Origin of the sequence: Parasegetibacter sp. NRK P23, assembly GCF_023721715.1 — a bacterium.
GTDB lineage: Bacteria > Bacteroidota > Bacteroidia > Chitinophagales > Chitinophagaceae > Parasegetibacter.
Genome location: NZ_JAMDLG010000001.1, coordinates 3,961,983 through 3,987,432 on the forward strand (window position 1 = coordinate 3,961,983; position 25,450 = coordinate 3,987,432).

Annotated in this window: 25 protein-coding genes; 18 read left to right on the top strand and 7 right to left on the bottom strand. The window is 49.2% G+C overall.

Annotation, left to right across the window (positions count from 1 at the left end; genetic code table 11):
- Nucleotides 1–13 precede the first annotated feature (13 nt).
- From nrfD to M4J38_RS16210, 14 genes are all read left to right on the top strand, one after another.
- Nucleotides 14–1,462, top strand: coding sequence for an NrfD/PsrC family molybdoenzyme membrane anchor subunit (gene nrfD / locus M4J38_RS16145; RefSeq protein WP_251760810.1), 1,449 nt, complete (start codon nucleotides 14–16; stop codon nucleotides 1,460–1,462).
- Between the two features lie 42 nt (nucleotides 1,463–1,504).
- Complete coding sequence (locus tag M4J38_RS16150; protein WP_251760811.1) at nucleotides 1,505–2,101, top strand: DUF3341 domain-containing protein; 597 nt, start codon at nucleotides 1,505–1,507, stop codon at nucleotides 2,099–2,101.
- Nucleotides 2,102–2,160: 59 nt separating this feature from the next.
- Nucleotides 2,161–2,814 carry a cytochrome c gene (locus tag M4J38_RS16155; protein WP_251760812.1) on the top strand — a complete coding sequence of 218 codons (654 nt, stop codon included), beginning with the start codon at nucleotides 2,161–2,163 and terminating at the stop codon, nucleotides 2,812–2,814.
- Between the two features lie 42 nt (nucleotides 2,815–2,856).
- Nucleotides 2,857–4,086: a quinol:cytochrome C oxidoreductase gene (locus tag M4J38_RS16160; RefSeq protein WP_251760813.1), complete on the top strand. Its 1,230-nt coding sequence runs from the start codon at nucleotides 2,857–2,859 to the stop codon at nucleotides 4,084–4,086.
- A gap of 72 nt (nucleotides 4,087–4,158) precedes the next feature.
- Nucleotides 4,159–5,214: a cytochrome c oxidase subunit II gene (locus M4J38_RS16165; RefSeq protein ID WP_251760814.1), complete on the top strand. Its 1,056-nt coding sequence runs from the start codon at nucleotides 4,159–4,161 to the stop codon at nucleotides 5,212–5,214.
- 50 nt (nucleotides 5,215–5,264) lie between these two features.
- Nucleotides 5,265–7,082, top strand: coding sequence for a cbb3-type cytochrome c oxidase subunit I (locus M4J38_RS16170; protein ID WP_251760815.1), 1,818 nt, complete (start codon nucleotides 5,265–5,267; stop codon nucleotides 7,080–7,082).
- 76 nt (nucleotides 7,083–7,158) lie between these two features.
- A complete protein-coding gene (cyoE, locus tag M4J38_RS16175; RefSeq protein WP_251760816.1) occupies nucleotides 7,159–8,082 on the top strand; it encodes a heme o synthase in 924 nt (307 codons plus the stop codon).
- 31 nt (nucleotides 8,083–8,113) lie between these two features.
- On the top strand, nucleotides 8,114–8,680 hold the full coding sequence (locus tag M4J38_RS16180; RefSeq protein WP_251760817.1) for a heme-copper oxidase subunit III: 567 nt from the start codon (nucleotides 8,114–8,116) through the stop codon (nucleotides 8,678–8,680).
- Nucleotides 8,681–8,753: 73 nt separating this feature from the next.
- Nucleotides 8,754–9,425, top strand: a complete 672-nt coding sequence (locus tag M4J38_RS16185) for a cytochrome c oxidase subunit 3 (RefSeq protein WP_251760818.1) — start codon at nucleotides 8,754–8,756, stop codon at nucleotides 9,423–9,425.
- Between the two features lie 24 nt (nucleotides 9,426–9,449).
- A complete protein-coding gene (locus M4J38_RS16190; RefSeq protein WP_251760819.1) occupies nucleotides 9,450–9,896 on the top strand; it encodes a cytochrome C oxidase subunit IV family protein in 447 nt (148 codons plus the stop codon).
- An 80-nt stretch (nucleotides 9,897–9,976) separates the two neighbouring features.
- Nucleotides 9,977–10,696, top strand: coding sequence for an SCO family protein (locus tag M4J38_RS16195; protein WP_251760820.1), 720 nt, complete (start codon nucleotides 9,977–9,979; stop codon nucleotides 10,694–10,696).
- Between the two features lie 10 nt (nucleotides 10,697–10,706).
- Nucleotides 10,707–11,249 carry a DUF420 domain-containing protein gene (locus M4J38_RS16200; RefSeq protein ID WP_251760821.1) on the top strand — a complete coding sequence of 181 codons (543 nt, stop codon included), beginning with the start codon at nucleotides 10,707–10,709 and terminating at the stop codon, nucleotides 11,247–11,249.
- 414 nt (nucleotides 11,250–11,663) lie between these two features.
- The gene (locus tag M4J38_RS16205) at nucleotides 11,664–14,765 is read left to right on the top strand and encodes a SusC/RagA family TonB-linked outer membrane protein (RefSeq protein ID WP_251760822.1); all 3,102 of its coding nucleotides are present in this window, start codon (nucleotides 11,664–11,666) and stop codon (nucleotides 14,763–14,765) included.
- Between the two features lie 23 nt (nucleotides 14,766–14,788).
- On the top strand, nucleotides 14,789–16,282 hold the full coding sequence (locus M4J38_RS16210) for a hypothetical protein (RefSeq protein WP_251760823.1): 1,494 nt from the start codon (nucleotides 14,789–14,791) through the stop codon (nucleotides 16,280–16,282).
- Nucleotides 16,283–16,342: 60 nt separating this feature from the next.
- Here the strand turns inward: M4J38_RS16210 and M4J38_RS16215 are convergent, their stop codons facing one another.
- The 3 genes from M4J38_RS16215 to trmB are packed head-to-tail and all read right to left on the bottom strand — an operon-like array spanning nucleotide 16,343 to nucleotide 17,571.
- On the bottom strand, nucleotides 16,343–16,696 hold the full coding sequence (locus tag M4J38_RS16215; protein WP_251760824.1) for an MGMT family protein: 354 nt from the start codon (nucleotides 16,694–16,696) through the stop codon (nucleotides 16,343–16,345).
- Nucleotides 16,674–16,874, bottom strand: a complete 201-nt coding sequence (locus M4J38_RS16220) for a DUF5522 domain-containing protein (protein WP_251760825.1) — start codon at nucleotides 16,872–16,874, stop codon at nucleotides 16,674–16,676. Before M4J38_RS16220 ends, M4J38_RS16215 begins: the two co-directional genes overlap by 23 nt.
- Nucleotides 16,858–17,571 carry a tRNA (guanosine(46)-N7)-methyltransferase TrmB gene (gene trmB / locus M4J38_RS16225; RefSeq protein WP_251760826.1) on the bottom strand — a complete coding sequence of 238 codons (714 nt, stop codon included), beginning with the start codon at nucleotides 17,569–17,571 and terminating at the stop codon, nucleotides 16,858–16,860. Before trmB ends, M4J38_RS16220 begins: the two co-directional genes overlap by 17 nt.
- A gap of 892 nt (nucleotides 17,572–18,463) precedes the next feature.
- On the opposite strand from trmB, the gene M4J38_RS16230 reads away from it, so the two are divergent.
- A complete protein-coding gene (locus tag M4J38_RS16230; protein ID WP_251760827.1) occupies nucleotides 18,464–18,931 on the top strand; it encodes an Lrp/AsnC ligand binding domain-containing protein in 468 nt (155 codons plus the stop codon).
- A 115-nt stretch (nucleotides 18,932–19,046) separates the two neighbouring features.
- A complete protein-coding gene (locus tag M4J38_RS16235) occupies nucleotides 19,047–19,469 on the top strand; it encodes a hypothetical protein (RefSeq protein WP_251760828.1) in 423 nt (140 codons plus the stop codon).
- A 2-nt stretch (nucleotides 19,470–19,471) separates the two neighbouring features.
- Here the strand turns inward: M4J38_RS16235 and M4J38_RS16240 are convergent, their stop codons facing one another.
- Genes M4J38_RS16240 through M4J38_RS16250 form a run of 3 tightly spaced genes read right to left on the bottom strand, consistent with a single transcriptional unit; the run spans nucleotide 19,472 to nucleotide 22,568 of the window.
- Complete coding sequence (locus M4J38_RS16240) at nucleotides 19,472–20,551, bottom strand: ABC transporter permease (protein ID WP_251760829.1); 1,080 nt, start codon at nucleotides 20,549–20,551, stop codon at nucleotides 19,472–19,474.
- A gap of 10 nt (nucleotides 20,552–20,561) precedes the next feature.
- Nucleotides 20,562–21,737: a glycosyltransferase gene (locus M4J38_RS16245; protein WP_251760830.1), complete on the bottom strand. Its 1,176-nt coding sequence runs from the start codon at nucleotides 21,735–21,737 to the stop codon at nucleotides 20,562–20,564.
- Between the two features lie 9 nt (nucleotides 21,738–21,746).
- Nucleotides 21,747–22,568 (bottom strand): alpha/beta fold hydrolase, encoded by an 822-nt coding sequence (locus tag M4J38_RS16250; protein ID WP_251760831.1) that lies wholly within the window; start codon nucleotides 22,566–22,568, stop codon nucleotides 21,747–21,749.
- 158 nt (nucleotides 22,569–22,726) lie between these two features.
- Here M4J38_RS16250 and M4J38_RS16255 point away from each other — a divergent pair, with 158 nt between their 5' ends.
- Complete coding sequence (locus M4J38_RS16255; RefSeq protein WP_251760832.1) at nucleotides 22,727–23,167, top strand: MarR family winged helix-turn-helix transcriptional regulator; 441 nt, start codon at nucleotides 22,727–22,729, stop codon at nucleotides 23,165–23,167.
- An 11-nt stretch (nucleotides 23,168–23,178) separates the two neighbouring features.
- Nucleotides 23,179–24,975, top strand: coding sequence for an acyl-CoA dehydrogenase family protein (locus M4J38_RS16260; protein WP_251760833.1), 1,797 nt, complete (start codon nucleotides 23,179–23,181; stop codon nucleotides 24,973–24,975).
- A gap of 172 nt (nucleotides 24,976–25,147) precedes the next feature.
- Here the strand turns inward: M4J38_RS16260 and M4J38_RS16265 are convergent, their stop codons facing one another.
- Nucleotides 25,148–25,450 carry a Dabb family protein gene (locus M4J38_RS16265; protein ID WP_251760834.1) on the bottom strand — a complete coding sequence of 101 codons (303 nt, stop codon included), beginning with the start codon at nucleotides 25,448–25,450 and terminating at the stop codon, nucleotides 25,148–25,150.

Here is a 25,450-nt window from a genome sequence, read left to right on the forward strand (position 1 = left end):
AAGCAGACAAAATATGGCATCATTAAAGTACGAATCACAGTTAAGAGAGCCATTGGTGAACGGCACCAAAGATTACCACAAGGTAACCGAAGACATCGTTCGCCCTATTGAAGCCAAGCCGGCCCGACTGTGGTATGTAGGTTTCTACATTTCCGTGGCCCTGTTGTTGTTCGGTGTGTATTCCGTTTACCGTGAGGTGGCTTACGGTATCGGGGAATGGAACCTGAACAAGACCATCGGCTGGGGTTGGGACATCACCAACTTCGTATGGTGGGTAGGTATCGGTCACGCCGGTACACTGATCTCCGCGATCCTCCTCCTGTTCCGCCAGGGCTGGAGAACCGGGGTGAACCGCGCGGCGGAAGCGATGACCATCTTCGCCGTAATGTGCGCCGGTCAGTTCCCGATCTTCCACATGGGTCGTGTATGGATGGCCTTCTTCGTACTGCCTTACCCCAACAGCCGCGGTCCGCTGTGGGTGAACTTCAACTCCCCGCTGCTTTGGGACGTATTCGCGATCTCTACTTACTTCACGGTATCCCTGTTGTTCTGGTACTCCGGCCTTCTGCCCGACTTCGCTACCGTTCGTGACCGTGCAAAAACTAAGCTCCGTAAAATGTTATACGGTGTGGCCGCCTTCGGATGGACAGGCTCCACCAAACACTGGCAACGCCATGAAGCGCTTTCGCTGGTACTGGCCGGTTTGAGTACACCACTCGTACTTTCCGTACACACCATTGTATCGTTCGACTTCGCCACCTCCGTAATTCCCGGATGGCACACCACCATCTTCCCGCCATACTTCGTTGCGGGTGCGATCTTCTCCGGTTTCGCCATGGTGCAAACCCTGATGATCATCGTTAGAAAGATTCTTTATCTGGAAGATTATATCACGCTGGGCCACATCGAAGCGATGAACAAGGTAATCGTACTCACCGGTTGTATTGTGGGTTGTGCTTACCTCACCGAATTGTTCATTGCCTGGTACTCCGGTGTGGAATACGAAAGATATGTGTTCTTCGAGAACCGTGCCGATCCGCTGAGTCCCTACGGATGGAGCTACTGGCTGATGATGACCTGTAACGTGGTATCTCCGCAGCTGTTCTGGTTCCGCAAGCTCAGAAGGAACATCACCTTCACGTTCTTCATGAGTATTATCGTGAACATCGGGATGTGGTTCGAACGTTTCGTGATCATCGTAACATCTTTGTACCGCGATTACCTGCCTTCTTCCTGGTCGGCTTACTACAGTCCATCCATTTGGGAGATCGGCTTCTATCTCGGAACCTTCGGCTTGTTCTTTACCTGCTTCTTCCTGTTCGCCAAATACTTCCCTGTTATCGCCATCGCGGAGATCAAACACGTACTGGCTACCACAGGTGAGGCGCAGAAAGAGAAGATGGAAGTGATTGAAAGTACAAGCGTGAATGATTTCGCACATGACCATGCGCATCACCACTAGGAAGAGACGGTAACAAATTGAATTATTATTAATTGAAGAATAATGGCTGTTAAAAAATTCGTAGTAGGTTGTTTCAGTGAAGAGGCTACACTGTTTCCTGCGGTAAAAAAGGTACGCACAGCGGGTTATAAGATCCACGATGTGTACACGCCGTATCCTGTGCATGGTCTGGATCATGCACTGGGCCTTCGCGAGACGAGCCTTCACACGGCAGGTTTCATTTACGGCATCACCGGTACCACCACGGCGCTTAGCTTTATGAGTTGGGTGTTTAACAAAGACTGGCCGATGAACATTGGTGGCAAACCCCATTTCCCGTTGCCCGCGTTCATTCCCATTACGTTCGAATTGACCGTGCTTTTCTCTGCGGTAGGAATGGTACTTACCTTCTGCTACCTGTGCCAGCTGGCGCCTTTCGTGAAGAAGCACCATTTCCATGCCCGCGCTACCGACGACCTGCATGTAATGGCCATTGAATGTACTTCTAAAACCAATGAGGCCGAAGTAATGGCGTTCCTCGAAGCCAACGGCGCGCAGGAAGTGCACACGCAGATGGCTGAAACCGGTTGGTGGCTGGGCCGCTACGACAAGGAAACAAAATTGTCTGAAGCAAAAGGTGTACGCCAGGAAGGACATTAATCATTTAAACGAGCAGCAGGCTGATCCGGGCAACCGGCCAGCTAAAAAAATACCATCGGATGAAGAAATTATCAATCATAGCAGTTGTTACCGGCGCCGTAGTACTGGCCGCCTGCAGCGATGTTAAGCGCAAGCCCGGGAAAATATATATGCCCGATATGGCTTACAGCCGTGCATACGAGGCTTATTCGGTAACCGAGGAGCAACGCGCCGAATTGAAAAAACAAGGCATCAATTTCAGCAACTTACCCGTTGAAGGAACCATCAGCCGCGGCGAAATGCTTCCTTACAGCCTGAAAAATGATTCCGCAGGTTACGCGCTCAGCGCAGGAATCAGGAACCCGCTGCCCGCGCTCACCGAACAGGAGATGCAGGAAACCGAAAGGCTCTACCTCATCAACTGCGGCATCTGCCATGGTCAGGCACTGGACGGAAACGGTCCGTTGTATAAAGATGGGGCCGGTCCTTACCCCGCGGCGCCACGGAACTTGCTGGACGACTATTCTAAAAAGCTCGCCGACGGTACCATGTTCCACGTGATGACTTACGGCCGGAACCTGATGGGCAGCTACGCTTCTCAATTGACACGCAAGCAAAGATGGATGATCGTTAGCTATATCAGGAACAAACAGGGACTTGGCGGCGCAACAGCAGCCGCGGCTTCGGATTCCACCGCAGCGGCCCCTAAAGCAGATTCAACAGCAACGAAGTAAACCAAAACAGCATTTCGAAAAATCATTAAATAACAGTTGATAATGGCTATCAGAGAACAATTTCAAATCACCGGCAGAATGCGCAACTGGGGACTGGGATTAACAGCGGTAGGCGCACTCGCGCTAATCCTGGGAGTCTTCACCCTCGGTATGAGTAAAGATGAGCATGATGTAGCGCGCTTCTGGGCCGTTCTGTTGCAAAACAGCGTATTCTTCCTGCTGGTAGTGAACGCCGCCATGTTCTTTATTTGCGCCACCACCCTCGCAATGGGTGGATGGCAGGTGGCTTTCAGAAGAGTTCCCGAAGCCATATCAGCGCTGGTTCCCGTTTTCGCTATCCTCGCCTTCATTGTGCTGATGGGTATTGTACTCGGTCACCAACACCATATTTACCACTGGCTCGATAAGGAGCACGTGGAGCACGACCCCATCCTGAAAGGGAAATCGGGCTTCCTGAACGCGGGTTTCTTCACCACCTGGACAGTGATCACACTGGTGCTGTGGAGCTTCCTGGGCTGGAAAATGCGTAAGATGTCTTATGATTCCGATAAAAACGGGGTGATGAGCAAAGAACAAGGTCAGAAATTCATCTGGAAGAACACGGTTTGGGCCGGTCTGTTCCTGGTGTTCTTCGGTTTGACCGTTGCCTCCACCATTCCCTGGCTCTGGATCATGAGTATTGACGCGCACTGGTTCTCCACCATGTTCAGCTGGTACACTTTCGCTAGCACTTTCGTTTCCGGCATGGCGCTGATCGCCCTGTTCGTGGTGTTCCTGAAAAACAACGGCTACCTTGAATACGTAAACAACGAGCACCTGCACGATATCGGTAAGTTCATGTTCGCGTTCTCTATCTTCTGGACCTACCTTTGGTTCTCCCAGTTCATGCTGATCTGGTACGCCAACTTCCCCGAAGAGACCATCTACTTCAAGGCAAGGCTGGAAGGTCCGTACAGGGGATTGTTCTTCTTCAACCTGATCGTGAACTTCGTGGCGCCTATCCTTATTCTGATGTCGCGCAATTCAAAAAGGAATTATTCCGTTGTAACTTTTATGGCGGTACTGATCATATTCGGCCACTGGATCGATGTTTACCTGATGGTGCAGCCCAGTGTTCAGAAAGAACATTTCCACCTGAACTGGTTCGATTTCGGTATCGCGGTATTGTACGTTGGACTGATTATTCTGCTGGTGGGAAGGCAACTGACGAAGCATTCCCTGCTCGCGAAGAACCACCCTTTCCTGAAAGAAAGTATTATTCACCATACTTAATCCGGAAAGTTCAGTAAACGAAAAGAGGAAGAAGCCATTTTATTTAGAAACTTTGTTTAATAGATCAATATCATGTATTTATTAATTGTTACAGTAGTAGTATTGGTTTTTGTAGTAATCTTCCAGATTGCCAAAGCCAGTGAATACGTGTCTGTACTGAAGGGCGAAGAAAGAACGCGCCAGCAGAGCAACCGTATCAACGGTTTCCTGATGGTGGGCTTCCTGCTGCTCGGACTGGTGGGCGTATGGTGGTGCAACGACCTGCTGTACAACAAGACCCTTTTGCCCCATGACTCCGCCTCCGTGGAAGGTGAACTGATCGACAGGATGATGTGGATCACCCTAGCGGTAACCGGCGCCGTATTCTTTATCACGCAGATTGTACTGTTCGTGTTCGCTTTCAAATACCAGGAAAAACCCGGTCGCAAAGCGTTCTACTACCCCCACAACAACAAACTCGAACTTTTGTGGACCGTTGTTCCCGCCCTGGTGCTCACCGTGATGGTAGGTTTCGGTCTGAAATACTGGTTCCGCATCACTTCCGACGCGCCTGAAAACGCCCTGGTGGTGGAAATTACCGGAAAGCAGTTCAACTGGCTGTACCGTTACGCTGGTAAAGACCAGCAGTTCGGTAAAAAATATTACAAGAACATTGACGACTCCAAATCAAATGAACTGGGCCTGATCTGGGAAGATCCCGCCGCGCAGGACGATGTTACGCCTACCGTAATGTACATCGTGAAGAACCGTCCTGTTAAACTGGTGATCAACTCCCGTGATGTGGTACATGATGTGGGTTTGGCGCACTTCCGTATGAAGATGGACGCGGTACCGGGAACCCCTACAACAATGTGGTTCACACCGAAGTACACCACCGCGGAAATGAAGGAAATGACCAACAACCCCAACTTCACCTACGAAATTTCCTGCGACCAGATGTGCGGCAAGGGGCACTACTCCATGAGAGGGGTGATTGAGGTGGTTACCCAGGAAGAGTTCGACCTGTGGATGATGAAGCAGAAACCGCAGTACCTGGTGGCGCATCCCGATAAGGATCCCGCTAACCAGAAGCCAGCGGGAACACCAGCCGGTGATTCCACCGCCACAAAAAGCATTGCCCAGAAATAATTTGAACAAGAGACGCGAAGTTTATTAAGGTTATTGAAAAAAACATTCTCATGAGCAACGAAGCCACAATACACGCACACGGAACGGAACATGCGCACGATGTGCATCACGACAGCCATGGTGATCATCACCATCATGAGACCTTCATTTCGAAGTACATCTTCAGTATGGATCACAAGATGATCGCCAAGCAGTTCCTGTTTACAGGAATCATGTGGGCCATCATCGGGGGGCTCTTCTCCGTGATCTTCCGTTTGCAACTCGGTTACCCCGATCAAACCTTCCCTTTCCTGGAAGACCTGCTCGGTAAATGGGCCAAGGGTGGTAAACTGAACGCTGAATTTTATTATGCCCTCGTTACCATGCACGGTACCGTACTCGTGTTCTTCGTACTGACGGCGGGCCTCAGCGGAACGTTCTCCAACTTCCTGATCCCCCTGCAGATCGGTGCACGCGATATGGCTTCGCCTTTCATGAACATGCTGAGCTACTGGTTCTTCTTCCTGGCCAGCGTGGTGATGTTCTCTTCTATCTTCGTACAAACAGGCCCTGCGAGTGGCGGATGGACATCTTATCCTCCGTTGAGTGCCCTCGGTGCCGCTTCCGAAGGCTCTAAAGTGGGTATGGACCTCTGGCTCGTTTCCATGGCGCTCTTCGTGGTATCTTCCCTGCTGGGCGGCCTGAACTATATTTCAACCGTGTTGAACATGCGTACCAAAGGTATGAGCATGACGAGGATGCCGCTCACCATCTGGGCGTTCTTCTTCACTGCTGTACTGGGTGTACTTTCTTTCCCTGTATTGCTGAGCGGATTCATCCTGCTGCTGTTCGACCGCCACGGTGGTACCAGCTTCTACCTCAGCGATATCTTCATTTCAGGTGTGGGCGCTCTTCCCAACGAAGGTGGTAGCGCTATCCTTTACCAGCACTTGTTCTGGTTCCTGGGTCACCCTGAAGTGTACATCATCCTGCTCCCCGCGATGGGTATGGCCTCGGAGATTCTTTCTACCAATGCCCGCAAGCCCATCTTCGGATATATGGCCATGGTTGCCTCCCTGTTCGCGATCACCGTACTGGCGTTCCTGGTTTGGGCGCACCACATGTTCGTGACGGGATTGAACCCCTTCCTCGGCGCGTTCTTCGTACTGCTGACGCTGCTCATCGCGGTACCTTCCGCCATCAAGGTGTTCAACTGGCTCACCACCATCTGGAGGGGTAATATCAGGTTTACGCCCGGTATGCTCTTCGCGATCGGTTTCGTGAGCCTGTTCATCTCGGGCGGTCTTACAGGTATCTTCCTTGGTAACTCTACCCTGGATATTCACCTGCACGATACTTACTTTGTAATTGCGCACTTCCACATTGTAATGGGTGTATCAGCATTCTTCGGCATGTTCGCCGGGGTATACCACTGGTTCCCCAAAATGTTCGGACGTTATCTGAATAACACACTGGCCTACATTCACTTCTGGATCACGCTGATCGGTGCTTACCTGATCTTCTGGCCCATGCACTATGAAGGATTGGCCGGTATGCCCCGCCGTTACCTCGATTACAGCGGATGGGAATCGTTCAAACAATTCGTGGAACTGAACAAATTCATCAGTATTGTAGCGATCCTGGTATTCGCGGTTCAACTGTTGTTCGTATTCAACTACTTCTATTCCATGTTCAAGGGAAGAAAAGTGACGGATACCAACCCGTGGAAATCAACTACGCTGGAATGGACCACTCCCATCAATCCCGGTCACGGCAACTGGCCTGGTGAAATTCCCGAAGTACACCGCTGGGCGTACGATTACGGTAAGGATGGGAAGGATTTCATTCCGCAAACCGAACCGGTTCATCCTCAGGAAAGCAAGCACTAAAGATATTTGGCAATGCCCTGAACCAGTGTCAGGGCATTTTTTTCAGATTCAGATTTAAACCGGAAGGAGGAAGACTTTGAGCGAAAAAGCAACCAGGCACTCTAAAGTGCGCGATTACATGTTGCTCATGAAATTCACACTGAGTTTCACGGTGGTCTTCTCCTGTGTGATCAGTTACCTGCTGGTGCCCGGTGTGTTCTTTAACCTGAAAATGGTGTCGCTGCTGTTTTTGGGCGGAATGCTGGTAACGGGCGCGGCCAACGCCATCAACCAGATTGTGGAGAAGGATACGGACGCGATGATGAAACGTACCGCCGTAAGGCCCATCGCTTCGGGGAGAATGAGTGTAACGGAAGGTTGGCTCTTTGTTTGGGTGGCCGGAATAGCCGGAACCCTGATTATGTGGTATTATTTTAACTGGATGGCCGCCTTATGGTCGGTATTCAGTTTGTTTTTATACGCTTACATCTATACGCCGCTGAAGAAAGTAAATTCAGTTGCGGTATTGGTGGGAGCGGTTCCCGGGGCGCTTCCCTGCCTGATTGGCTGGGTGGCAGGCGCTGATGCGCACACGCCGGGTGGATGGGTGCTCTTTGCCATACAGTTTTTCTGGCAGCTGCCGCATTTCTGGGCCATCGCCTGGGTGGCGCATGGAGATTATTCCCGCGCAGGGTTCAAATTCATGCTCCCCACTGCTGAAGGTCCTACTAAATTTACGGCAGTGCAAACCATTATGTACTCGGCCCTGCTGATCCCGATTTGTATTTTACCTTACGTGTTGGGGATGACTGGAAAAGCAAGTCTGATCCTGATTTTCTTCGCCAACCTGTACATGGTATTGCAATGTGTGCGGCTTTTCAGAAGAATGGATGTGCCTTCGGCCAGAAGAGTGATGTTTACGAGCTACCTCTACCTGCCTATCGTGTTGTTGTTTTTGTTGTGGGATAAGGGGGAACATGGAGGATCGCTGTCCATTTTACTTGGACTTTATGGAAAATAGAATAGATTTTTAATTTCTTAATAAGTGAAGAATGAACCTGACCATGAGTGAACAAAGAAAAAAGATACACCCCCACAAGTTTACCATGTGGATCGCGCTGGGCAGCATCATCATGATGTTCGCCGGTTTAACGAGTGCGTATATTGTAAAAAGGAACCAGGGCAACTGGCAGGAGTTCCGCATCCCGATGGAATTTTATTATTCCACCGCGGTGATCCTGGTAAGTAGTCTCACGATCCAGATGGCGCTGCGCGCCTTCAAGGACCGTGAAATGGTGAAGTACAGAAGGCTCATCACCATCACCGCCCTCTTAGGCGTGGTATTTATGGTGATGCAGTGGTTCGGTTTCGGGCAATTGTACCAGACGGGTATCCGTTTAGATGGAAACGTTTCCGGCTCTTTCCTGTTCGTGATCACCGGGCTGCACATGGTACACGTATTGGGTGGTGTGGTAGCGCTGATCGTGATGTTCTTTAAAGCGTTCAGAAGACAAAAAAGAACATACAGTTCAGTAGGGATAGAAGTGGCGAGCACGTACTGGCACTTTGTAGATATACTCTGGATTTATCTTTTCGTGTTTTTTCTGTGGATCCAGTAGCAATAAAATTGGCGGAAAATTAAACAGTTAACAGGATTGTAAATTAAATTTGCGAATCTATTAAAACAATCACATGGCACAAGCAGTTCCAACCGGACAAAAGCTGTGGGGCGGAGGAAAAAGCCCTTTCAATGTAGAGTACGGCAAGTTGATGATGTGGTACTTCCTGATGAGTGATGCCTTTACATTCGGCGCGTTCCTCATTTCTTACGGAACCATCCGCTTCGCTACCAACGGATGGCCTGACCCCAACGAAGTATTCCAGTCGTTCCCCGGACTTGGTTCAGGCTATCCCCTGCTGTTCGTGAGTGTGATGACCTTCATCCTGATCATGAGCTCCGTGACCATGGTGCTGGCCGTGCACGCGGGACACAACAACGACAAACAAGGGGTGATCAAAAACATGGTTTGGACCATCATCGGCGGACTGGCGTTCCTCGGTTGCCAGGCCTGGGAATGGACACACCTGCACCACGAAGGCGCCTGGTGGGGAAGCAATCCCTTCCTGAATGCTGATGGTACGCAAGCCACCACCAACTTCACCAACTTCTTCTTTACCATTACCGGTTTCCACGGTTTCCACGTATTCTCCGGTGTGGTGATCAATATCATCATGCTGATCATGACCATCAATGGTGTGTTTGAAAGAAAAGGTCATTACCTGATGATCGAAAAAGCCGGTTTGTACTGGCACTTTGTTGACCTCGTTTGGGTATTCGTATTCACCTGCTTCTACCTGCTTTAATCACCAATTCAAGAAGACATTATCATGGAACACAACCAACATACAGCACACGCGGAAAACCATGGCGGAGGTACCAAAGAAATCTGGAGGACCTTCTGGATTCTGCTTATCCTCACCATCGTAGAACTCGGACTCGGTTACTGGATCATCGGTATGCCACACGGCGGACTGCTCACCGGTATCAAAGGAGCGATCATCATCCTGATGCTGGCGAAAGCTTTCTACATCGTGGCCTACTTCATGCACCTGAAGCACGAATTGAAAACGATCATCATGACCATCGTGGTGCCCCTGTTTCTTTTCGTTTGGTTCATCATCGCCTTCCTCGCGGACGGTAATTCTTACAAGAACCTGAAAAACGAATACGATCCTTACCACAAGGAGCAATCCACCAAAAAAGTGGAGAAGAAAGAACACGGCGCGCACGAGGAACATAAACCCGAAGCGCAGAAAGAAGGTGCGATGGATTAACCCGGATTTGAAAGGAACTTTTTATATTTTTCAAAACCATCGCAGCTATGCGGTGGTTTTTTATTAAACGATTTGAACAAGTGAAAAAAAGTGCGTTACTGGCCTTGTGCATCGCGATACTGTTACCGGTGGTAAGCTATTTCATCGTGAAATCTTTCAGCGATGATTCCTATGCCATGCCCCGCCGTTTTTATTATGATACCGTTCTTACTAAAATAGTGGATGGAAAAACGGCCACCGATACAGTCTGGCATAAGATACCCGCGCTTCCCCTCGTCAACCAGTTGGGCGACACGGTAAGTTTTGAGGACCTTCCCGGCAAAGTGATTGTGGCGAACTTTTTCTTCACCCGCTGCCCCACCATCTGCCCCAGGCTCACCACCAGCATGAAAGGATTGCAGGACGCGCTGAAGTTGAAAAGCCAGACGCGGATGATCGATACCACTTTCGTTCATTTCCTTTCCTACAGCATTGACCCGCAACGCGATAGTGTTCCTGTTTTGAAAAACTACGCGGACCGTTATGGCGTGAACCACGATGTATGGTGGATGCTCACCGGCGATAAAAAATCCATTTATGACCTGGTGCTGAACGAATACAAACTTGCGCTGGTGGACGGCGAACATGTGGACAGCGCCTTTATCCACAGCGAAAAATTCGTCCTCCTCGATAAGGACCGTGTGATCCGTGGTTATTACAACGGACTGGATACCGCTTCCATGGCGACCCTCGCGGAAGACATTGTGTTCCTGATGCTCGAAAAAGACAAAAAGAAAAAACGAAACCTCTTCAGAAAATAAATCCCCCGTTATGCTCGCTCCGGTAATTAAGAAGAATGATAAGTCGGCAAGACTGCTGATCGGTGTGGTGTCCTTTGTTGTGTTCGCCGCCGTGGTATTGCTTTCAAGGGTTAAACTTGAAGTGGACCTGGGGTTTGATGTACACGTTTTCGCCAAGATCAACGCCATCCTTAATACCGCCGTTACTTTATTGCTTGCCGCCGGATTGGTTGCTGTGAAAATGAAGCGATTCAACACACATAAAAACATTATGCTTACGGCGATGGTGTTTTCCGCGTTGTTCCTTGTTTCCTACATTTGTTACCACCTGTTTACTGGTGAAACAAAGTTTGGGGGAACGGGCGCCATCAAAACATTCTACTATTTCATCCTCATCACCCATATCTTCCTGGCCGCGGTGATCCTGCCTTTTATCCTGTTCACGGTTTACAGGGGGCTGACGGCTGAATTTCCGCAGCACAAAAAGATCGCCCGCATCACCTGGCCGATCTGGTTTTATGTAGCGGCCACAGGAGTGATCGTTTACCTGATGATCAGTCCGTATTATGTATAAGCGGCAACCTCTTGATAAGTTTGTGTGTTATTTGTGGGTTGCAAATTATCTAAATGGAGCATCAAGATAATTTTGGATGTTAAAAAAATTATTCTATTTTTAACACAAGCAACCAACAAACCAACACACATGAGAAAACCATTTACAGTTGCCCGTTACAATGATACGGGCCCGCCTTTAGTTTTTTAGATCTAGTTTTTCCTTTCGCTTCCGCACATTCGTGCAAACTTTACCAAGCACTCCGTTGCCTGCCATAGGCATATTTTACCATTACACACTGTAGTCTGCATCTGCTGGCGGCTTTATGTCGCCGGAAGGAAATGTTTTGCTGCCGAAGTTTCAGCTTGCGCGCGGTTGAAGTTTTCGTGCCCGAAACATAGCGACATTTTATTTCAAACACCAAAATTGATTCACATGAGAAAACTACTATTTCTCCTGTTCGTCCTTGCTATGCCCATTACTTACCTCATGGCGCAAACCAGCCGTAAAATAACGGGTAAGGTAACGGATGCCAACGGAACAACGGTTCCCATGGCTTCTGTAATCGTGAAGGGCGCTCGAACAGGTACTTCCACAGACATGGAAGGAAACTTCACCATTACAGTTCCGGCTTCGGCCAAAACGTTGATTGTATCTGGTATCGGGTACGAAACCACTGAGTTCACGCTGGGTTCAGCCAGCAACATTACCGTGTCACTCAAAACGGGGACCTCCTCTTTAATGGAGGACGTGATCATTACCGGTGTCGCGGGCGCTACCAGCACAAAGAAAATGACCGTTTCCGTTACAAAAATCAACGCCGACCGGCTCAACCAGGTACCGGCTACATCCGCGGCAGGCGCACTGGCCGGTAAAGTGGCTGGTGTACGTGTTAATTCCAACAGCGGCTCTCCGGGAAATGGTTTTGAAGTTTTGTTGCGTGGTGATAATAACCTGAACGTTGGTTCCGGCCCCATGATTGTGGTGGATGGTATTATCCTGAATGGAAGTTTATCCGATATCAACGTGGATGATGTGGAGTCAATGGAAGTGGTGAAGGGTGCGGCCGCAGCGGCTTTGTACGGATCACGCGCCGGTAATGGCGTGATAGCCGTTACCACCAAACGTGGCAAATCCGGTGCGTTGAACAGCTCTTCCGTTACCATCCGGAATGAGATCGGTTTCCAAAGTCTTCAAAACTATATTGATCTCGCCGAAAACCATCCTTACATGCTGGCCTCGGATTGGGAAACCTATAAAGGCCAGTACACGAAGTTTGATGGTGTTACCGGTTATCCTTCCGGTTATATGGGGGGATTTCATCCGGACCTTTCCGGCAGCAGAAAAGTGGATGCTGACCATTATATGGACAACCCCTTCGGTGTTACCCGCGACCTTCAGAAGGAGTTTTTCAGCACCGGCACCAACTATACCAATTATATAGGTATCCAAACACGCTCAAAACTGACCAACCTGTTCGCCTCTTTCGAGAACAACTCCCAGGAAGGTATCATTCAATATACGAATGGTTATAAGCGCCAGAACTTCAGGGTGAACGTGGACCATGAAATAGCGCCCTGGCTTAAATTATCCACTTCTAACCTTTTCATCAATACCAAGACACAGTTCCCGGGCGACGGCGGAGGCATCTTCTTCAACATTGTACTGGCCGAGCCGGACAATAACCTGAACCTGGAAAACCCCGACGGGCAGCCTTACCTCATCCGACACAACCCTTTCAGTAACGAAAAGAACCCACTTTATTCCGTGTATAAAAACCAGCGGACAGACTTTACCAGAAGGTGGCTGGGCAATTACAGCGCCAATGTGAAGTTTGCGCGCTGGATCAATATGGATATTACGCGTACCATTGAGATCGAAAACTATCGTTACACCAATTATTCGCCTTATGATACCTGGATCGTAGCCAACGGAGGAACCGCTCCGGAATGGGGCATGAGTTACAGCAAGGGAAGTTTGTATAAATATTCTGCCGAAACAAACAGTCAGAATACACAGGCCACGCTGAACATGAGCCATAAGTTGGGTGATCTCGCCATAAAATCAAAGCTTTCTTACCTCTACGAAAGCAGGAAGTATGAAAACTATGATGCCTCCGCGTCACAGTTCCTGTATCCCAATGTGGCCAACTTCGACAACTTCGCGCAGGATGCACCACGCTCGCTGAACAACTGGATGGAAGAATCCAGGGCCAGGAACTATTTCGCGATTGTTTCCCTTGATTATAAAGACAAACTTCTGCTGGATGGAATGGGGAGGTACGATGGCTCTTCGTTGTTCGGCTCCGAAGAAAGATGGAGGCCCTACTACCGGGTTTCAGGCGCATACCGTATTTCGGAAGACTTCAAACTACCTGGTATCGATGAGTTGAAAGTAAGGTCCGCTTACGGAACGGCGGGTATTCGTCCCGGCTTCGACTGGCAATATGATTATTTCTCCAATACAGGCTCAAACTATGAACCGAGTCAGGTGGGTAACCCCTTCCTGAAACCAAGTAATACCGCTGAACTGGAGGTTGGTTTGAATGTTGAGTTCCTGAAGAAATTCTATTTTGAAGGAACCTTCGCCAAATCAAAAACAACGGATGCGTTTATCAACCAGCCGCTCATTCCGTTCCTGAACGGCGGGAACAGGTCAACATGGGTGAACGCGGCCGCAACAGAATCCAAAACGATCGAACTTACGCTGGGCGCGAACTGGATTAAAAAAAGAGATTTCTCCTGGAACACGAACATCGTATTCGCGAAAATCCAACAAAAGATCACACAACTTGATATTCCTCCTTACCAGGCTGGTTCCGATGGTCTGTTCTATATACGTGAAGGGGAAGATTATGGTGCGATCTACGGCTACGACTGGGTGAGAACGCTTGACCAGATGGCGGCGCAACTGCCTTCGGGAAAATCCATTTCCGACTATGAGCTCAATTCAGACGGATACGTTGTTCCTGTTGGCTCACAGGGAACAATAAACGAAAAGCCCGTAAAACTGCTGGATGAAACCGGGAACCCGGCTTTTGTAATGATCGGCAATGGTAACCCTGATTTTAACATGGGAATTTCCAACACGATCCGCTACAAGGGCTTCCAGTTTTATGCGCTGGTGGACATTAAGCAGGGTGGAGATGTGTACAACAGAAAATCTCAATGGCTTACCCGGGATTCCAGGAACGGGATCATGGACATGGGAGGCGTACCTGATGCGCAAAAGAAGGCATACGACTACTTCCAGGCTTTCTATGATGTAAACACCAACAACAGTTACTGGGTGGAAGACGCCGGTTTTGTGAAGATCCGGGAAGTAGCGCTGGGCTACAGCTTTGGCCCATCTTCCCTCAAATTGTTTAAAGGCGTAGTGAAAGGCGCTACCGCAAGAGTGATTGGCAGGAACCTGTTCACCTTTACCGATTACTCCGGTTACGATCCTGAAGTAGGTTCCATCCGTGATCCTTTCGATGGAACGGGCAGCTATCCCAATTTCAGGAACCTGGCTTTTTCGTTGTCCCTTGATTTTTAAACCTGTTTAAAACCATGAAGTTTATGAAAAAATTCAGCATAATAACAATAGCGTTGGTTTTCGCGACAGCCTTTATGGGTTGCGAGAAGTTGGGAGAGGACCTGGAGCGGGACCCCAACAGGCCCACCAGAAGTGAGGTATATGGCTCTGGCGAGGACCTCCGTTCCAATGCCGGCAACCTCTTTAACACCTGGTACACCGGAACCCATTCGTTCAGCAGTGTTTATATGATGCTGGCCACCGCTTCCGATAACGTGACCTGCTCCTGGGGAAACCAGGCCATGCGCGATATGAGCTGGGAGCCCCGGAACGCCTGGAACAATGCGCCCAACTACACTTATCAGGCCATTACAAAATACCTGTTCGATAAAATGTACGCCACCATTGTACCCGCAAGCGATATCCTCTACGCGTTGAACAATGGTGTTGAAGTGGGCGTGGGTGGTGCAGACAATAATCTTGTAAAAGCGGTTTGCCGTTTCAACCAGGGTATTTCTTACGGAGCGCTGGCGTTGTTCTTCGATAAAGCATTCATTGTAGATGAAGTAAAATCCATTCCGGGCGCCACAGTAGATAGTTCCGTATCCTACGAAGCCGTGGCCGAAGCTGCACTGGGTTATTTGGATGAAGCCATCGCGCTTTCTTCATCCTCCTTTACTGTTCCCGCCGCATGGCTCGGCACCACAACCGATTATTCCAATGTGGAATTCGCCAAACTCTGCAACTCTTTCGCCGCGAGAATCATGTCGTACATGCCCCGCAACAAAACGGAGCACGCTGCCGTGAACTGGGCGAAGGTAAAAACATACGCCGACGCAGGCTTAACAAGCGATTTCGTTATCAACATGGACGGCTATGTAAAATGGTACGCTGAAGCCGCCGATTACCTCTGCTATCCGGGATGGGGAAAAGTGGACATGTATGTAGTAAACCTGTTGGATGATACACAGCCTGCGCACTGGACGGATAACAGCAGCTTCCCCACACCGCCCGAGTCAACTAATCCGGATGACGCACGCATGGAAACCGATTTCGAATATTCAAGTCTGAACTGGTTCCAGGCCACCCGCGGATACTACCATTTTTCCAACTACCGTTACAAACGTTATGACGATCAGTTCGCGTTGGGCGTGGGCCCGATACCGGAATTCATGAAAGCTGAAAACGATATTCTCAAAGCGGAAGCGCGGGCTTATACTTCCGACCTCTCGGGCGCCGCAACCATTATCAATGCCGGAACACGCGTTACCAGGGGGAATATGACTGCCGTGCCCGCCGTGCTTACGGATATTGAAAAAGCGATCCACCATGAACGACATGTGGAAATGTATTTAACGGGCATGGGAATACCCTTCTTTGAAATGCGTAAAAAGAATCTGCTCCAGAAAGGAACGCCGCTCCATTGGCCTTTGCCGGGTAAAACGCTCGAAACGTTTGCCGTAAAGCAACCCTTCTACACGTTCGGAGGTGTTGCCAATGCCGATGGAATTAATACCTCCAATGTCGGTTGGCGATAGCCGGCCGAAGTTTTCTCATTAATGATGTTACGCCGCGGTTGTCTAGCCGCGGCAATTTTTTTAGATGGAAAGTTCTTCGGAGGGATCCCAGAATTTGTTTTTGAAATCCTTCACCTGGTGCTCTTCCACTGTAACCCCTTCTTTCCGGAGCAGTTCTTCCATTTTTTCAGGGGGAGAAAAATGATGCCTACCGGTAAGGAGTCCTTTACTGTTCACCACGCGGTGGGCGGGAACTTTCGGGTGAGCCGTACCGGCAACGTTCATGGCGTAACCGACCATCCTGGAGGAGGATCGCGCGCCCAATGCCGCGGCGATAGCGCCATAGCTGGTCACCCTGCCTTTAGGAATGGCCCTTACAATCTCGAAGACCGATTCATAAAAAGATTCCCGGTTATACGTTGGCGTTTCCTTCATGTGCGCGGCGTTTTCTGTCTTCCTTACAAATGGAACGTTTGGGTTCCGGCACGGCTTCATAATCATATGGGCAATGCCTGCACCCGTTTCCGCAGCAATGGCCGCGCTTCAGGTGAAAGGCCTCCGTTAACACCATCAGTCCGGCTTCATTAAAATAAAAATCAATTCCCTCCTTCATCGGCTGTTTCACGGAGCATTTCTTTTAAGATGGTGTCTTTTTCAACGGGCAGATCAACATTGAGCCTAAACTGAAGGTAATGAATCCGGTTGGAGCCAGCAATATCCAGGCTTTCATAATGGGTTTTGATCTGAAGTTCGGGGTGAACGTTTTCTTCCGAGAAAACATTTTCTTTGTCTACAAGCAGTTCAAGCCCGTACACTCCAATTACTGTTTTAGTAAAATGGTAAAGGCTGGGCGAATCTGTTTTGAGGTGAATGATGCCGTCTTTCTTCAGGAGCTGCTGGTATCTCCGGAGAAACACGGGGTGTGTCAATCTTTTTTTCAGTTTAGAGAAGCGCAGTTGCGGGTCGGGGAACGTGATCCATATTTCAGCCACTTCCTCCGCCGCGAAATATTGGGTCACCTGGTCTATTTGTGAGCGGATGAACGCCACGTTGCCGAGCTGCTCTTTCAGTGCGGTTCTTGCCCCCACCCAAATCCTGTTCCCTTTCAGATCGACACCAATAAAGTTTCTTTCGGGGTACATCCTCCCGAGTCCAACGGCATATTCTCCTTTCCCGCAGGCCAGTTCCAGTGTAATGGGGTTTGTATTGCTGAAATGCTTCTTCCACTGTCCCGGCATGTTGGGTGGATATTCAAAAACATTCGAGAAGCCGCGGATATCGGCGAAGCGCTCTAATTTATTCTGTCCCATCCCGCAAAGGTAAGCAGCCGGGATGGGAAATATGTCGATTGAGAAGCCTAAACGCTGTATACGGAAACTGGTGCATGGTGGTACCCGGAGATGAGTGTGTTCCTGCCACATAATTTCTTTCAAGCTCTTACTGGCAATTGATTATAGCGTAAGCAGACTAAAACCCTTTCGGCAACCAAAGTATTTGAACGGGTAAAAAGTGCGGGAAAACCCTGTTCTACCCCAGGGAAAACAACGTCGGTGGCACCGGTTCGGGAAACCGCTGTTAGCGCTAAAAACCCCAGAAACCTTGCCCCCAAAGGCTTCGGTCAAAGTCCAAGGTAAAAAAACTGAAAAATGTTTAATCACTGAGATTCAGGAAGAAAAACACTGATAAATAGCACCCTGCACCAAAATGTATTGTCGATAATCAACAGCCAGCGTTGCGTCTGCGAGAAGCAAAGCTGCGAAGCAGTCGCCGTTGCGAGAAAAGAAAAAATCTGAAGGGGAAAGCAAAAAAAATTGCAAGCCGCAACCATGTTTGTGTGGTAGAACATAGCAACGACTTGCAACTTATACGCAAAACAGAGAGCTGTAGAGGGAGGAGTCGAACCTCCACGGAGTAGTTAGCCATAGCACAAAATATTGAGTGGTCAACCCTTCCTGAAAGCATTGCTGCCCGCAGGTCTATGCTACGTTTATCCCATGATCCCCACCCCCGAGACAAGAGGGCATGTCTGCCAGTTTCATCACTCCACAGTATGTATCGGCTTCTGCCGTAAGAACTTTGATAGTGCAATATTAAGGCAATTCTCCTTTAGTTTGCAAATTATTCAAATAAAATTTTGTAATTATAGAAATTGTTCAAATATTTGTATATACGATTCGAAACCATCAAAACTGTTATCTAAAAATGGCGGCTAAATTAAATCTTGACAAACTGGATATCCAGATTATCCATGAAATGATGGAGAATGCTGAGATATCTTACGCCGATCTTGGTAAAAAACTGTTCGTCTCCGGCGGAACCATTCATGTACGCATCAAAAAACTCCAGGAATTTGGTATTGTAAAGGGTACCCGGCTCAATGTGGACCTCAAACAACTGGGCTATGATGTGATCGCGTTCATAGGCGTTTATCTGGAGAAGAGTTCACTTTATGATACGGTGGCCAAAGAGTTGAAAAAGATACCACAGATCGTACGACTGAACTATACGACCGGCAACTATAGTATGTTCGCCGAGATCGTGTGTAAAGACATCAACCAGCTCCGTTTCGTACTCCACGATGAATTACAGAAAATCAAAGGTATTGAGCGCACGGAAACCTTCATTTCGTTGGAAGAAAGTTTTATCCGGAACGTAGAAGTTAGTCTGTAAACCCGGTCCGGATCATCCTTTTACAAAAAAAGGCGGCATTGTTGCTTTTTATTATCTTTAAAAGTAATTCCGTCTGATGTGTATGCCCATCATTCGGGTCGCTAAAAACACACTGATGAAAAAAGTATTGTCGATTGCGTTCTTCGCTATAGCCGTATCCGGTATCATGTCTTCTTCCTGCGGGAAAGGTGGTGGGGGAGGAGACCCTGAACCCCAGGCAGAACAGAATCTGGTAATTACCACAACACCTGCAAATGGGACCGTATCTCCTGCCGCCGCGCAGGAAAGTTTTACAGTATCGATCCGCGTTGATTCCCAGATGCCTTCGCAGGGGGTAAAAATTGAAGTGTCCGCGGCTCCTGAATCGGGAGGCGCTTCTTTCTTCACGCAAACGCTTACCCCGGTTACAGCGGCAACTTCCACCGTAACCATTACTGGTACTCCGGTTCAGCAATCCTGTATTGCCACTATCAAAGTAAGTTCCATTGCCAAGCCCAGCAATACGGCTACCAGTTCATACAGGTATTCAAGGAAATAGAATCAGGACCTGGTATTGAATGCTTCTTTCAGCCCGTTTCCCACGAGGTTGAAGGCCAGCACCAGCACCATGATGGCAATGCCCGGTACCAGGGCGAGGAAAGGTTGATTGGTAATGATGAAGTTGAAATTCTCCCTGATCATAAGCCCCCAACTGGGTTGCGGGGCCTGAACGCCCACGCCGAGGAAACTGAGTCCCGCTTCCAGCACGATGGCGCTGGCGAAATTAGCCGCCGCCAATACAATGATAGGGCCTGCGATATTGGGAAGGATATGCCTGAACATGATCCGGAGATCGCTGAACCCCAGGGCCCGTGCGGCTTCCACGTATTCCATTTCTTTTACGGCCATCACCTGCCCGCGCACCATCCTGGCCACGTTCACCCACATGGTAAGGCCTACGGCCAGGAACACCTGCCAGAAGCCTTTTCCCAGGACAAGGGTGATCGCAAATACCAGTAACAAGGTGGGAATGCTCCATACCACATTCATGAACCAAACCAGCCATTCGTCGGTCTTTCCGCCAAAATAGCCTGCCAGCATTCCAATCAGTACGCCCAGGGTAAGTGAGATGGCCACGGCGATAAAACCCACGGAAAGGCTTACCCGGATGCCAACCAGTAACCTGCTCAGGATATCTCTTCCATACTTATCGGTACCCAGCCAGAACGTTTCTTCTTTTATCTGGGGAATCTTTCCCTGCTTTCCTGCCGCGATGAACTGTTCCTCCCAAACGCCCTCGTCTATGTATTTCCGGTAGTGAATGCCGTTTTTTCCCCGTGCATAGCCGATGATCGGGATGTATTGTACCACGGTGTTTTTCCCGCTGACGATCTCCGTTAAAAAACCTGTTTCCGGTCCGGGATTTTCTTTGGGAACAAGCAGGAACTGCTGCCTGAAACCCGGAGATTTTCCTCCGATCTCCACAATCATCCGGTTAGCGTTCGTACTATTGTCCGGCACCACCAGGTAGGCGAAGATGCCGAGGCACAAACTGAGTAGGATCACTACCAGTCCTGCCACGGAAAGCGGGTTCCTGCGGAATTTCTTCCAGGCTTTCTGCCACGACTTTTTCTCCTCCATGAAACCGAAGTTAAGTGTTTCTCTTTTCGGAAGTATTGGTTCTTCCTTTCCATTCATAGGAACCGAACTTACCCAGCCAGCCGGCGATCACGGTGTATAGAATATGAAAGGGTTGCGCGGGGAGAAACCAGATCAGTTGTGTTGTTTTCCCGAAAAAGCGTGCGACTGGTATAAGGAAATACAGTTCCAGCAAAGTTTTGCTGATCAGCAGGCTGAACAGGAACCAGGCGTACGCCGGATGAAACAAGCTCCATCCGGCAAGTACGAGGAAAGAAAGGTTGAACAGGTAAACCAATAATAGAACTGAAAATATCTTTTTATCCCGGTATTGATCGGCCTTACTGGCCCAACGGATCCGCTGGTGGAAGAAAGATTTCCAGGTTGGTGTTGGTGTAGTCCGGACAATGGCTTCCTTACAAAAAATATACTGAACACCCTGGGGCCGGTGATGGTAGAACTTCTGCATCAGGAGCATATCATCGCCGCTGGCGATATGGTCAATGCCAATAAATCCGCCCAGCTCATTGAATAACAGCTTACGGTAAGCGATATTCGCTCCGTTGCACAATACATGCAGTTTCCGGGCCGCCGCCGCACCCGTAATGCCCTGCAAGGAAAGGAAATCCAGGGATTGAAATATGGAAAGAAAGCTGTTGAAAGGACCTGAATAGTCTACCGGACCCGCCACAAAATCAGCTTCATGCTCCAGGATAAAAGCGTTGAAAGAAGAGAGCCATTGCGGGGATACAATACAATCTGCGTCGGTTGTGATGATCCAGGAATCCACTTCGTTTGATCCGGACAGTTGGATCGCGGTTTCTATAGACTTCTTTTTGTGCGCCTTAATCTTTTCTTCCGCAGTAATATGATCGCTCATCTTCAGCAACCTTACCTGGGGGTTCTGAAAAGAGAGCACCAGGTCCGCGGTATCATCTTCGGAGAAATCATCCGCAACAATTACTTCAAACCGGTCGGCAGGATAATCCTGGACCAGTATGGAGCGCAGGCAGTTAACTATATTGGCCGATTCGTTCCGCGCCGGTATCACAACGGTAAAGAACAGGTGCTTTGCCGGCTTTTCCGCTGGTTTGGAAAAAAGGCGCAGTTTGTCCCAGCCGCCCTGGTAATAAAGGATCAGGGCAGTATAAAGAAAGAAAAGCAACAGAATGGTGAGTGAAAGAACCATGGAAAATATTTAAGTATGCAGCGCAATGGTAGCGTCAGCAATCTCTTCCACAAAGGTAGGCTGAAGCAGCTGATGGCCGGCGGGTAAAAACTTCAGGTGTACATTTTCTTCCAGGCCTCTACGCAATTTCTCCCCGCCTAGATGGGTGATAATACGGTCATGTTTTCCATACACCAGCAAAACGGGTGTATGCTCCTTTTTAATCTGGTCCTTTAGCTTTGAAATGACCGGCCTGAAATGGCGCATTGCCGTCCATCGGGTATACAATTCATTCCTGATGTGTGGATCGTGCATGTACCGTTGAATGAATTTATTAGCGCTGGGGTTCACCAGTTGGAGTTTCACACCGGCCATCGCAAGCCCTTTGAACCAATCGGGGTGCCGCATCGTATAGCTGAAGAGTTTGTTTCCGTAACCGGTTTGTGTGGCCAGGCGGTACCAGAAGTTTTCGTGCAGACCGTCGGGCGCAACAAGACTGATCGCGCTAACCAAAGAAGGGTACTCCTGGTAAAGATGCAGCGCTATTCTCCCCCCCATGCTGTAGCCCATCAATACAGCGGGGAATTGGAGCTGTTCTTTTTCCTGGATCAGTTGGAGCACGTTCACCAGCATTGCCGGGTTGAATTCTTTTTCAAACGCCCATTCCGTTTCTCCATGAAAAGGCAGATCGGGGGCAATCACGCTCCAACTTTCGGGCATCGCGGCTGCCAGGTACCCGAAATGTCTTCCGGATTCTCCATAACCGTGAAAACACAATAGAAGATGAGGCCCTTTTCCCCAGCGGTGGTAGGTGATTTTCTGCTCCTCTAATATGATGGAACCGGTATTCATTTCTCCTGTAAAATGGGCTTTTTTCCTGCATTAAATACATTCACCGGAAAAAAATCTACCAGCACCCGGAAATGTTTTATGCAGAAGGAAATTTTCCTGTGAAGCCTTTCTTTTCTTCCTAAAATTGATTAGCTTTACTTAGTTGCATAACTAACTATATGCCAAACAACCAATTTAAGAGAGGGGAACTTTACAGCTTCATCACGGGCATGGCTTCTACCGCCATAGCGCGCAGGTTGCAGAAAAAGTTCAAGCAGGAAGGCCTGGAGATCACCATAGAACAATGGAGTGTGTTGTATCATTTGTGGAAACTGGACGGCATGAGTCAGCAGGATCTTTGCAACGCTACTTTTCGCGACAAGCCAAGCATTACGAGATTGGTGGATAACCTCGAAAAGCAGCACCTGGTGAAAAGGGTTCCTTCTAAAGAGGACCGCAGGATGAACATGATCTACGTAACGCCGGAAGCCCGGGCGTTACAGGATATCACGATGGAGATCGCTAACCAGACCCTGAACGAAGCGCTGGAAGGCGTTTCACCCGAAATGGTAGAGGTGTCCAAACAGGTTTTGCAACGTGTTTACGATAACTTGTCATAAAACAATATACCATGAGTACCGCAGCAAACACAACAGCAGCCGCCCTGAAAGGTGGTGAATGGCTGATTAAGGAAAGCAAGGCTGAAAACACTTTCATCCCCGAAAAGTTCAACGAAGAACAATTGATGGTGAAAGAAATGTGTGCCTCCTTCCTGGATGCAGAAGTGTTACCCATTATTGACCGGATCGATAAACTGGAGCCGGGTTTAATGCCATCGCTGGTGGAAAAAGCCGGTGAACAGGGGCTGCTCGGTACTTCCATTCCCGAAGAGTTCGGTGGACTGGGAAAAGATTTTATTACCTCCACACTCGTGAACGAAGCGCTGGGCGGAGGTTTCTCCTTTTCCGTGGCCGTGGCCGCGCATACCGGTATCGGCACCTTACCCATTTTGTATTTCGGAACACCGGAGCAGAAGCAACAATACATTACCAAACTCGCAACTGGTGAGTGGAAAGGCGCTTACGGCCTAACTGAACCCAACAGCGGCAGTGATGCGCTGGGCGCGAAAACAACGGCCACATTAAGTGCAGATGGAAAACACTACCTGTTGAATGGCCAGAAATGCTGGATCACCAACGGCGGCTTCGCCGATGTGTATACCGTATTCGCGAAAGTGGATGGCGATAAATTCACAGCATTTATTGTAGAGCGCGGTTTTGAAGGGTTCACCCAGGGGGTAGAGGAGCATAAGATGGGCATCAAGGGTTCATCTACCGTACAATTGTATTTCCAGGACTGCAAAGTGCCCGTTGAAAATGTATTGGGAGAAATCGGTCGCGGGCACATTATCGCGTTCAATATCCTGAATATCGGAAGGTTGAAACTCTGTGCTGCAGCTTTGGGCGGGGCGAAGAGAGCCATCACCACCAGTATTGAATACGCGAAAACCCGCGAGCAGTTCAAACAGCCCATCAGTAATTTCGGGGCCATCAAAGAGAAGCTGGCCCGCATGGCCATTGAATGTTGGGTAGCCGAAAGCTCACTCTACCGCACAGCGAAATGGATCGACGATAAAGAAGTGGAACTGCTGAACGAAGGCAAGCCCTTTAATGAAGCGCTGTTGGGTGCGGCTGAAGAATTCGCCATAGAATGCGCCATGCTGAAAGTGCACGGCAGCGAAATGCTCGACCTGATCGTGGATGAGGGCGTGCAGATTCATGGAGGCAATGGCTTCAGCGACGAATACATTATCTCAAAAGCCTACCGCGACAGCCGCATCAACCGCATTTATGAAGGCACCAATGAGATCAACCGACTGCTTACCGTGGACATGGTTCTGAAGCGCGCCATGAAAGGCAAACTCGATCTGATGGGACCAGCCATGGCCGTGCAGAAAGAACTGATGAGTATACCGGATTTTGGCAGCGGGGATGAACAAGCTTTTGAGAAAGAACACAAACTAGTGGCCAGCTTCAAAAAAGCGATCCTGATGACTGCCGGTGCCGCCGTGCAAAAACTGATGATGAAAATTGAACAGGAGCAGGAAATCCTGATGAACATAGCCGATATGGCGATCCTCACCTTCAACGCGGAAAGTGCCCTGCTCCGCGCCGAAAGGCTGGTGCAGCAGAAAGGCGAGGCGGCCTGTGCTTACGAACTGGATATCGTTCATACTTACCTCTACGATGCCGCTGATAAGATCAACAAAGCTGGCAAAGATGCCGTGAACGCCTTCGCCGAGGGGGATGAATTGCGCATGATGCTGCTCGGGCTCAAACGCTTCACCAAAGCAGAGCCTTTCAACAGCAAGGCGGCAAAAAGAAATATCGCAGAGAAATTGATTGCAGAAGGGAAGTATCCGTTGTAGCCTCACCCCAACCCCTCTCCGGCGCGGAGAGGGGCGTCCCAATATGTTTGTTCTTACCGAAATGTTAGCGCCGGGTCGTTACGTTGAGTTTTTAAACGGCGCTCACGTCGGTTAAAACACGGTACCCGGTGGCACCGCTATAGCGGTGCCACCGGGTACCGTGTTTTAACGGTTATGCATCAATGCTATCGTAGACTACCACTTTCTCCCACAGATGGGCGCAATCGGCGATGAACTTCAGGTGCAGCGGATCTTCCTGGTAAGCCTCCTGTGCTTCGGGTGTATCGAACGTAAGCATCCACGAAACGGAGTACGATTTTTCGATCACGGGCCTGTTTGTATTGGCCGGAACACCGATATGGAAGCTCTTGATGGACTTCGCTTTCGAGAGGTCTTTCAATCCTTTGATCAGTTGGTCCCTGTTTTCAGTGCCGGCTCCTTTGATGAGCCAGAAAAATACATGGTGTATGAACAT

Coding starts and splice junctions, on each gene's coding strand:
- M4J38_RS16220 (WP_251760825.1), bottom strand. CDS start 16,874: ATGAAGGAGGGAATTGATTTTTATTTTAATGAAGCCGGACTGATGGTG.
- M4J38_RS16185 (WP_251760818.1), top strand. CDS start 8,754: ATGGCACAAGCAGTTCCAACCGGACAAAAGCTGTGGGGCGGAGGAAAA.
- M4J38_RS16160 (WP_251760813.1), top strand. CDS start 2,857: ATGGCTATCAGAGAACAATTTCAAATCACCGGCAGAATGCGCAACTGG.
- M4J38_RS16255 (WP_251760832.1), top strand. CDS start 22,727: ATGCCAAACAACCAATTTAAGAGAGGGGAACTTTACAGCTTCATCACG.
- M4J38_RS16235 (WP_251760828.1), top strand. CDS start 19,047: ATGAAAAAAGTATTGTCGATTGCGTTCTTCGCTATAGCCGTATCCGGT.
- M4J38_RS16240 (WP_251760829.1), bottom strand. CDS start 20,551: ATGGAGGAGAAAAAGTCGTGGCAGAAAGCCTGGAAGAAATTCCGCAGG.
- M4J38_RS16165 (WP_251760814.1), top strand. CDS start 4,159: ATGTATTTATTAATTGTTACAGTAGTAGTATTGGTTTTTGTAGTAATC.
- M4J38_RS16170 (WP_251760815.1), top strand. CDS start 5,265: ATGAGCAACGAAGCCACAATACACGCACACGGAACGGAACATGCGCAC.
- M4J38_RS16245 (WP_251760830.1), bottom strand. CDS start 21,737: ATGGTTCTTTCACTCACCATTCTGTTGCTTTTCTTTCTTTATACTGCC.
- M4J38_RS16210 (WP_251760823.1), top strand. CDS start 14,789: ATGAAAAAATTCAGCATAATAACAATAGCGTTGGTTTTCGCGACAGCC.
- M4J38_RS16205 (WP_251760822.1), top strand. CDS start 11,664: ATGAGAAAACTACTATTTCTCCTGTTCGTCCTTGCTATGCCCATTACT.
- M4J38_RS16200 (WP_251760821.1), top strand. CDS start 10,707: ATGCTCGCTCCGGTAATTAAGAAGAATGATAAGTCGGCAAGACTGCTG.
- M4J38_RS16260 (WP_251760833.1), top strand. CDS start 23,179: ATGAGTACCGCAGCAAACACAACAGCAGCCGCCCTGAAAGGTGGTGAA.
- nrfD (WP_251760810.1), top strand. CDS start 14: ATGGCATCATTAAAGTACGAATCACAGTTAAGAGAGCCATTGGTGAAC.
- M4J38_RS16190 (WP_251760819.1), top strand. CDS start 9,450: ATGGAACACAACCAACATACAGCACACGCGGAAAACCATGGCGGAGGT.
- M4J38_RS16155 (WP_251760812.1), top strand. CDS start 2,161: ATGAAGAAATTATCAATCATAGCAGTTGTTACCGGCGCCGTAGTACTG.
- M4J38_RS16230 (WP_251760827.1), top strand. CDS start 18,464: ATGGCGGCTAAATTAAATCTTGACAAACTGGATATCCAGATTATCCAT.
- M4J38_RS16180 (WP_251760817.1), top strand. CDS start 8,114: ATGAACCTGACCATGAGTGAACAAAGAAAAAAGATACACCCCCACAAG.
- trmB (WP_251760826.1), bottom strand. CDS start 17,571: ATGGGACAGAATAAATTAGAGCGCTTCGCCGATATCCGCGGCTTCTCG.
- M4J38_RS16250 (WP_251760831.1), bottom strand. CDS start 22,568: ATGAATACCGGTTCCATCATATTAGAGGAGCAGAAAATCACCTACCAC.
- M4J38_RS16150 (WP_251760811.1), top strand. CDS start 1,505: ATGGCTGTTAAAAAATTCGTAGTAGGTTGTTTCAGTGAAGAGGCTACA.
- M4J38_RS16215 (WP_251760824.1), bottom strand. CDS start 16,696: ATGAAGGAAACGCCAACGTATAACCGGGAATCTTTTTATGAATCGGTC.
- M4J38_RS16265 (WP_251760834.1), bottom strand. CDS start 25,450: ATGTTCATACACCATGTATTTTTCTGGCTCATCAAAGGAGCCGGCACT.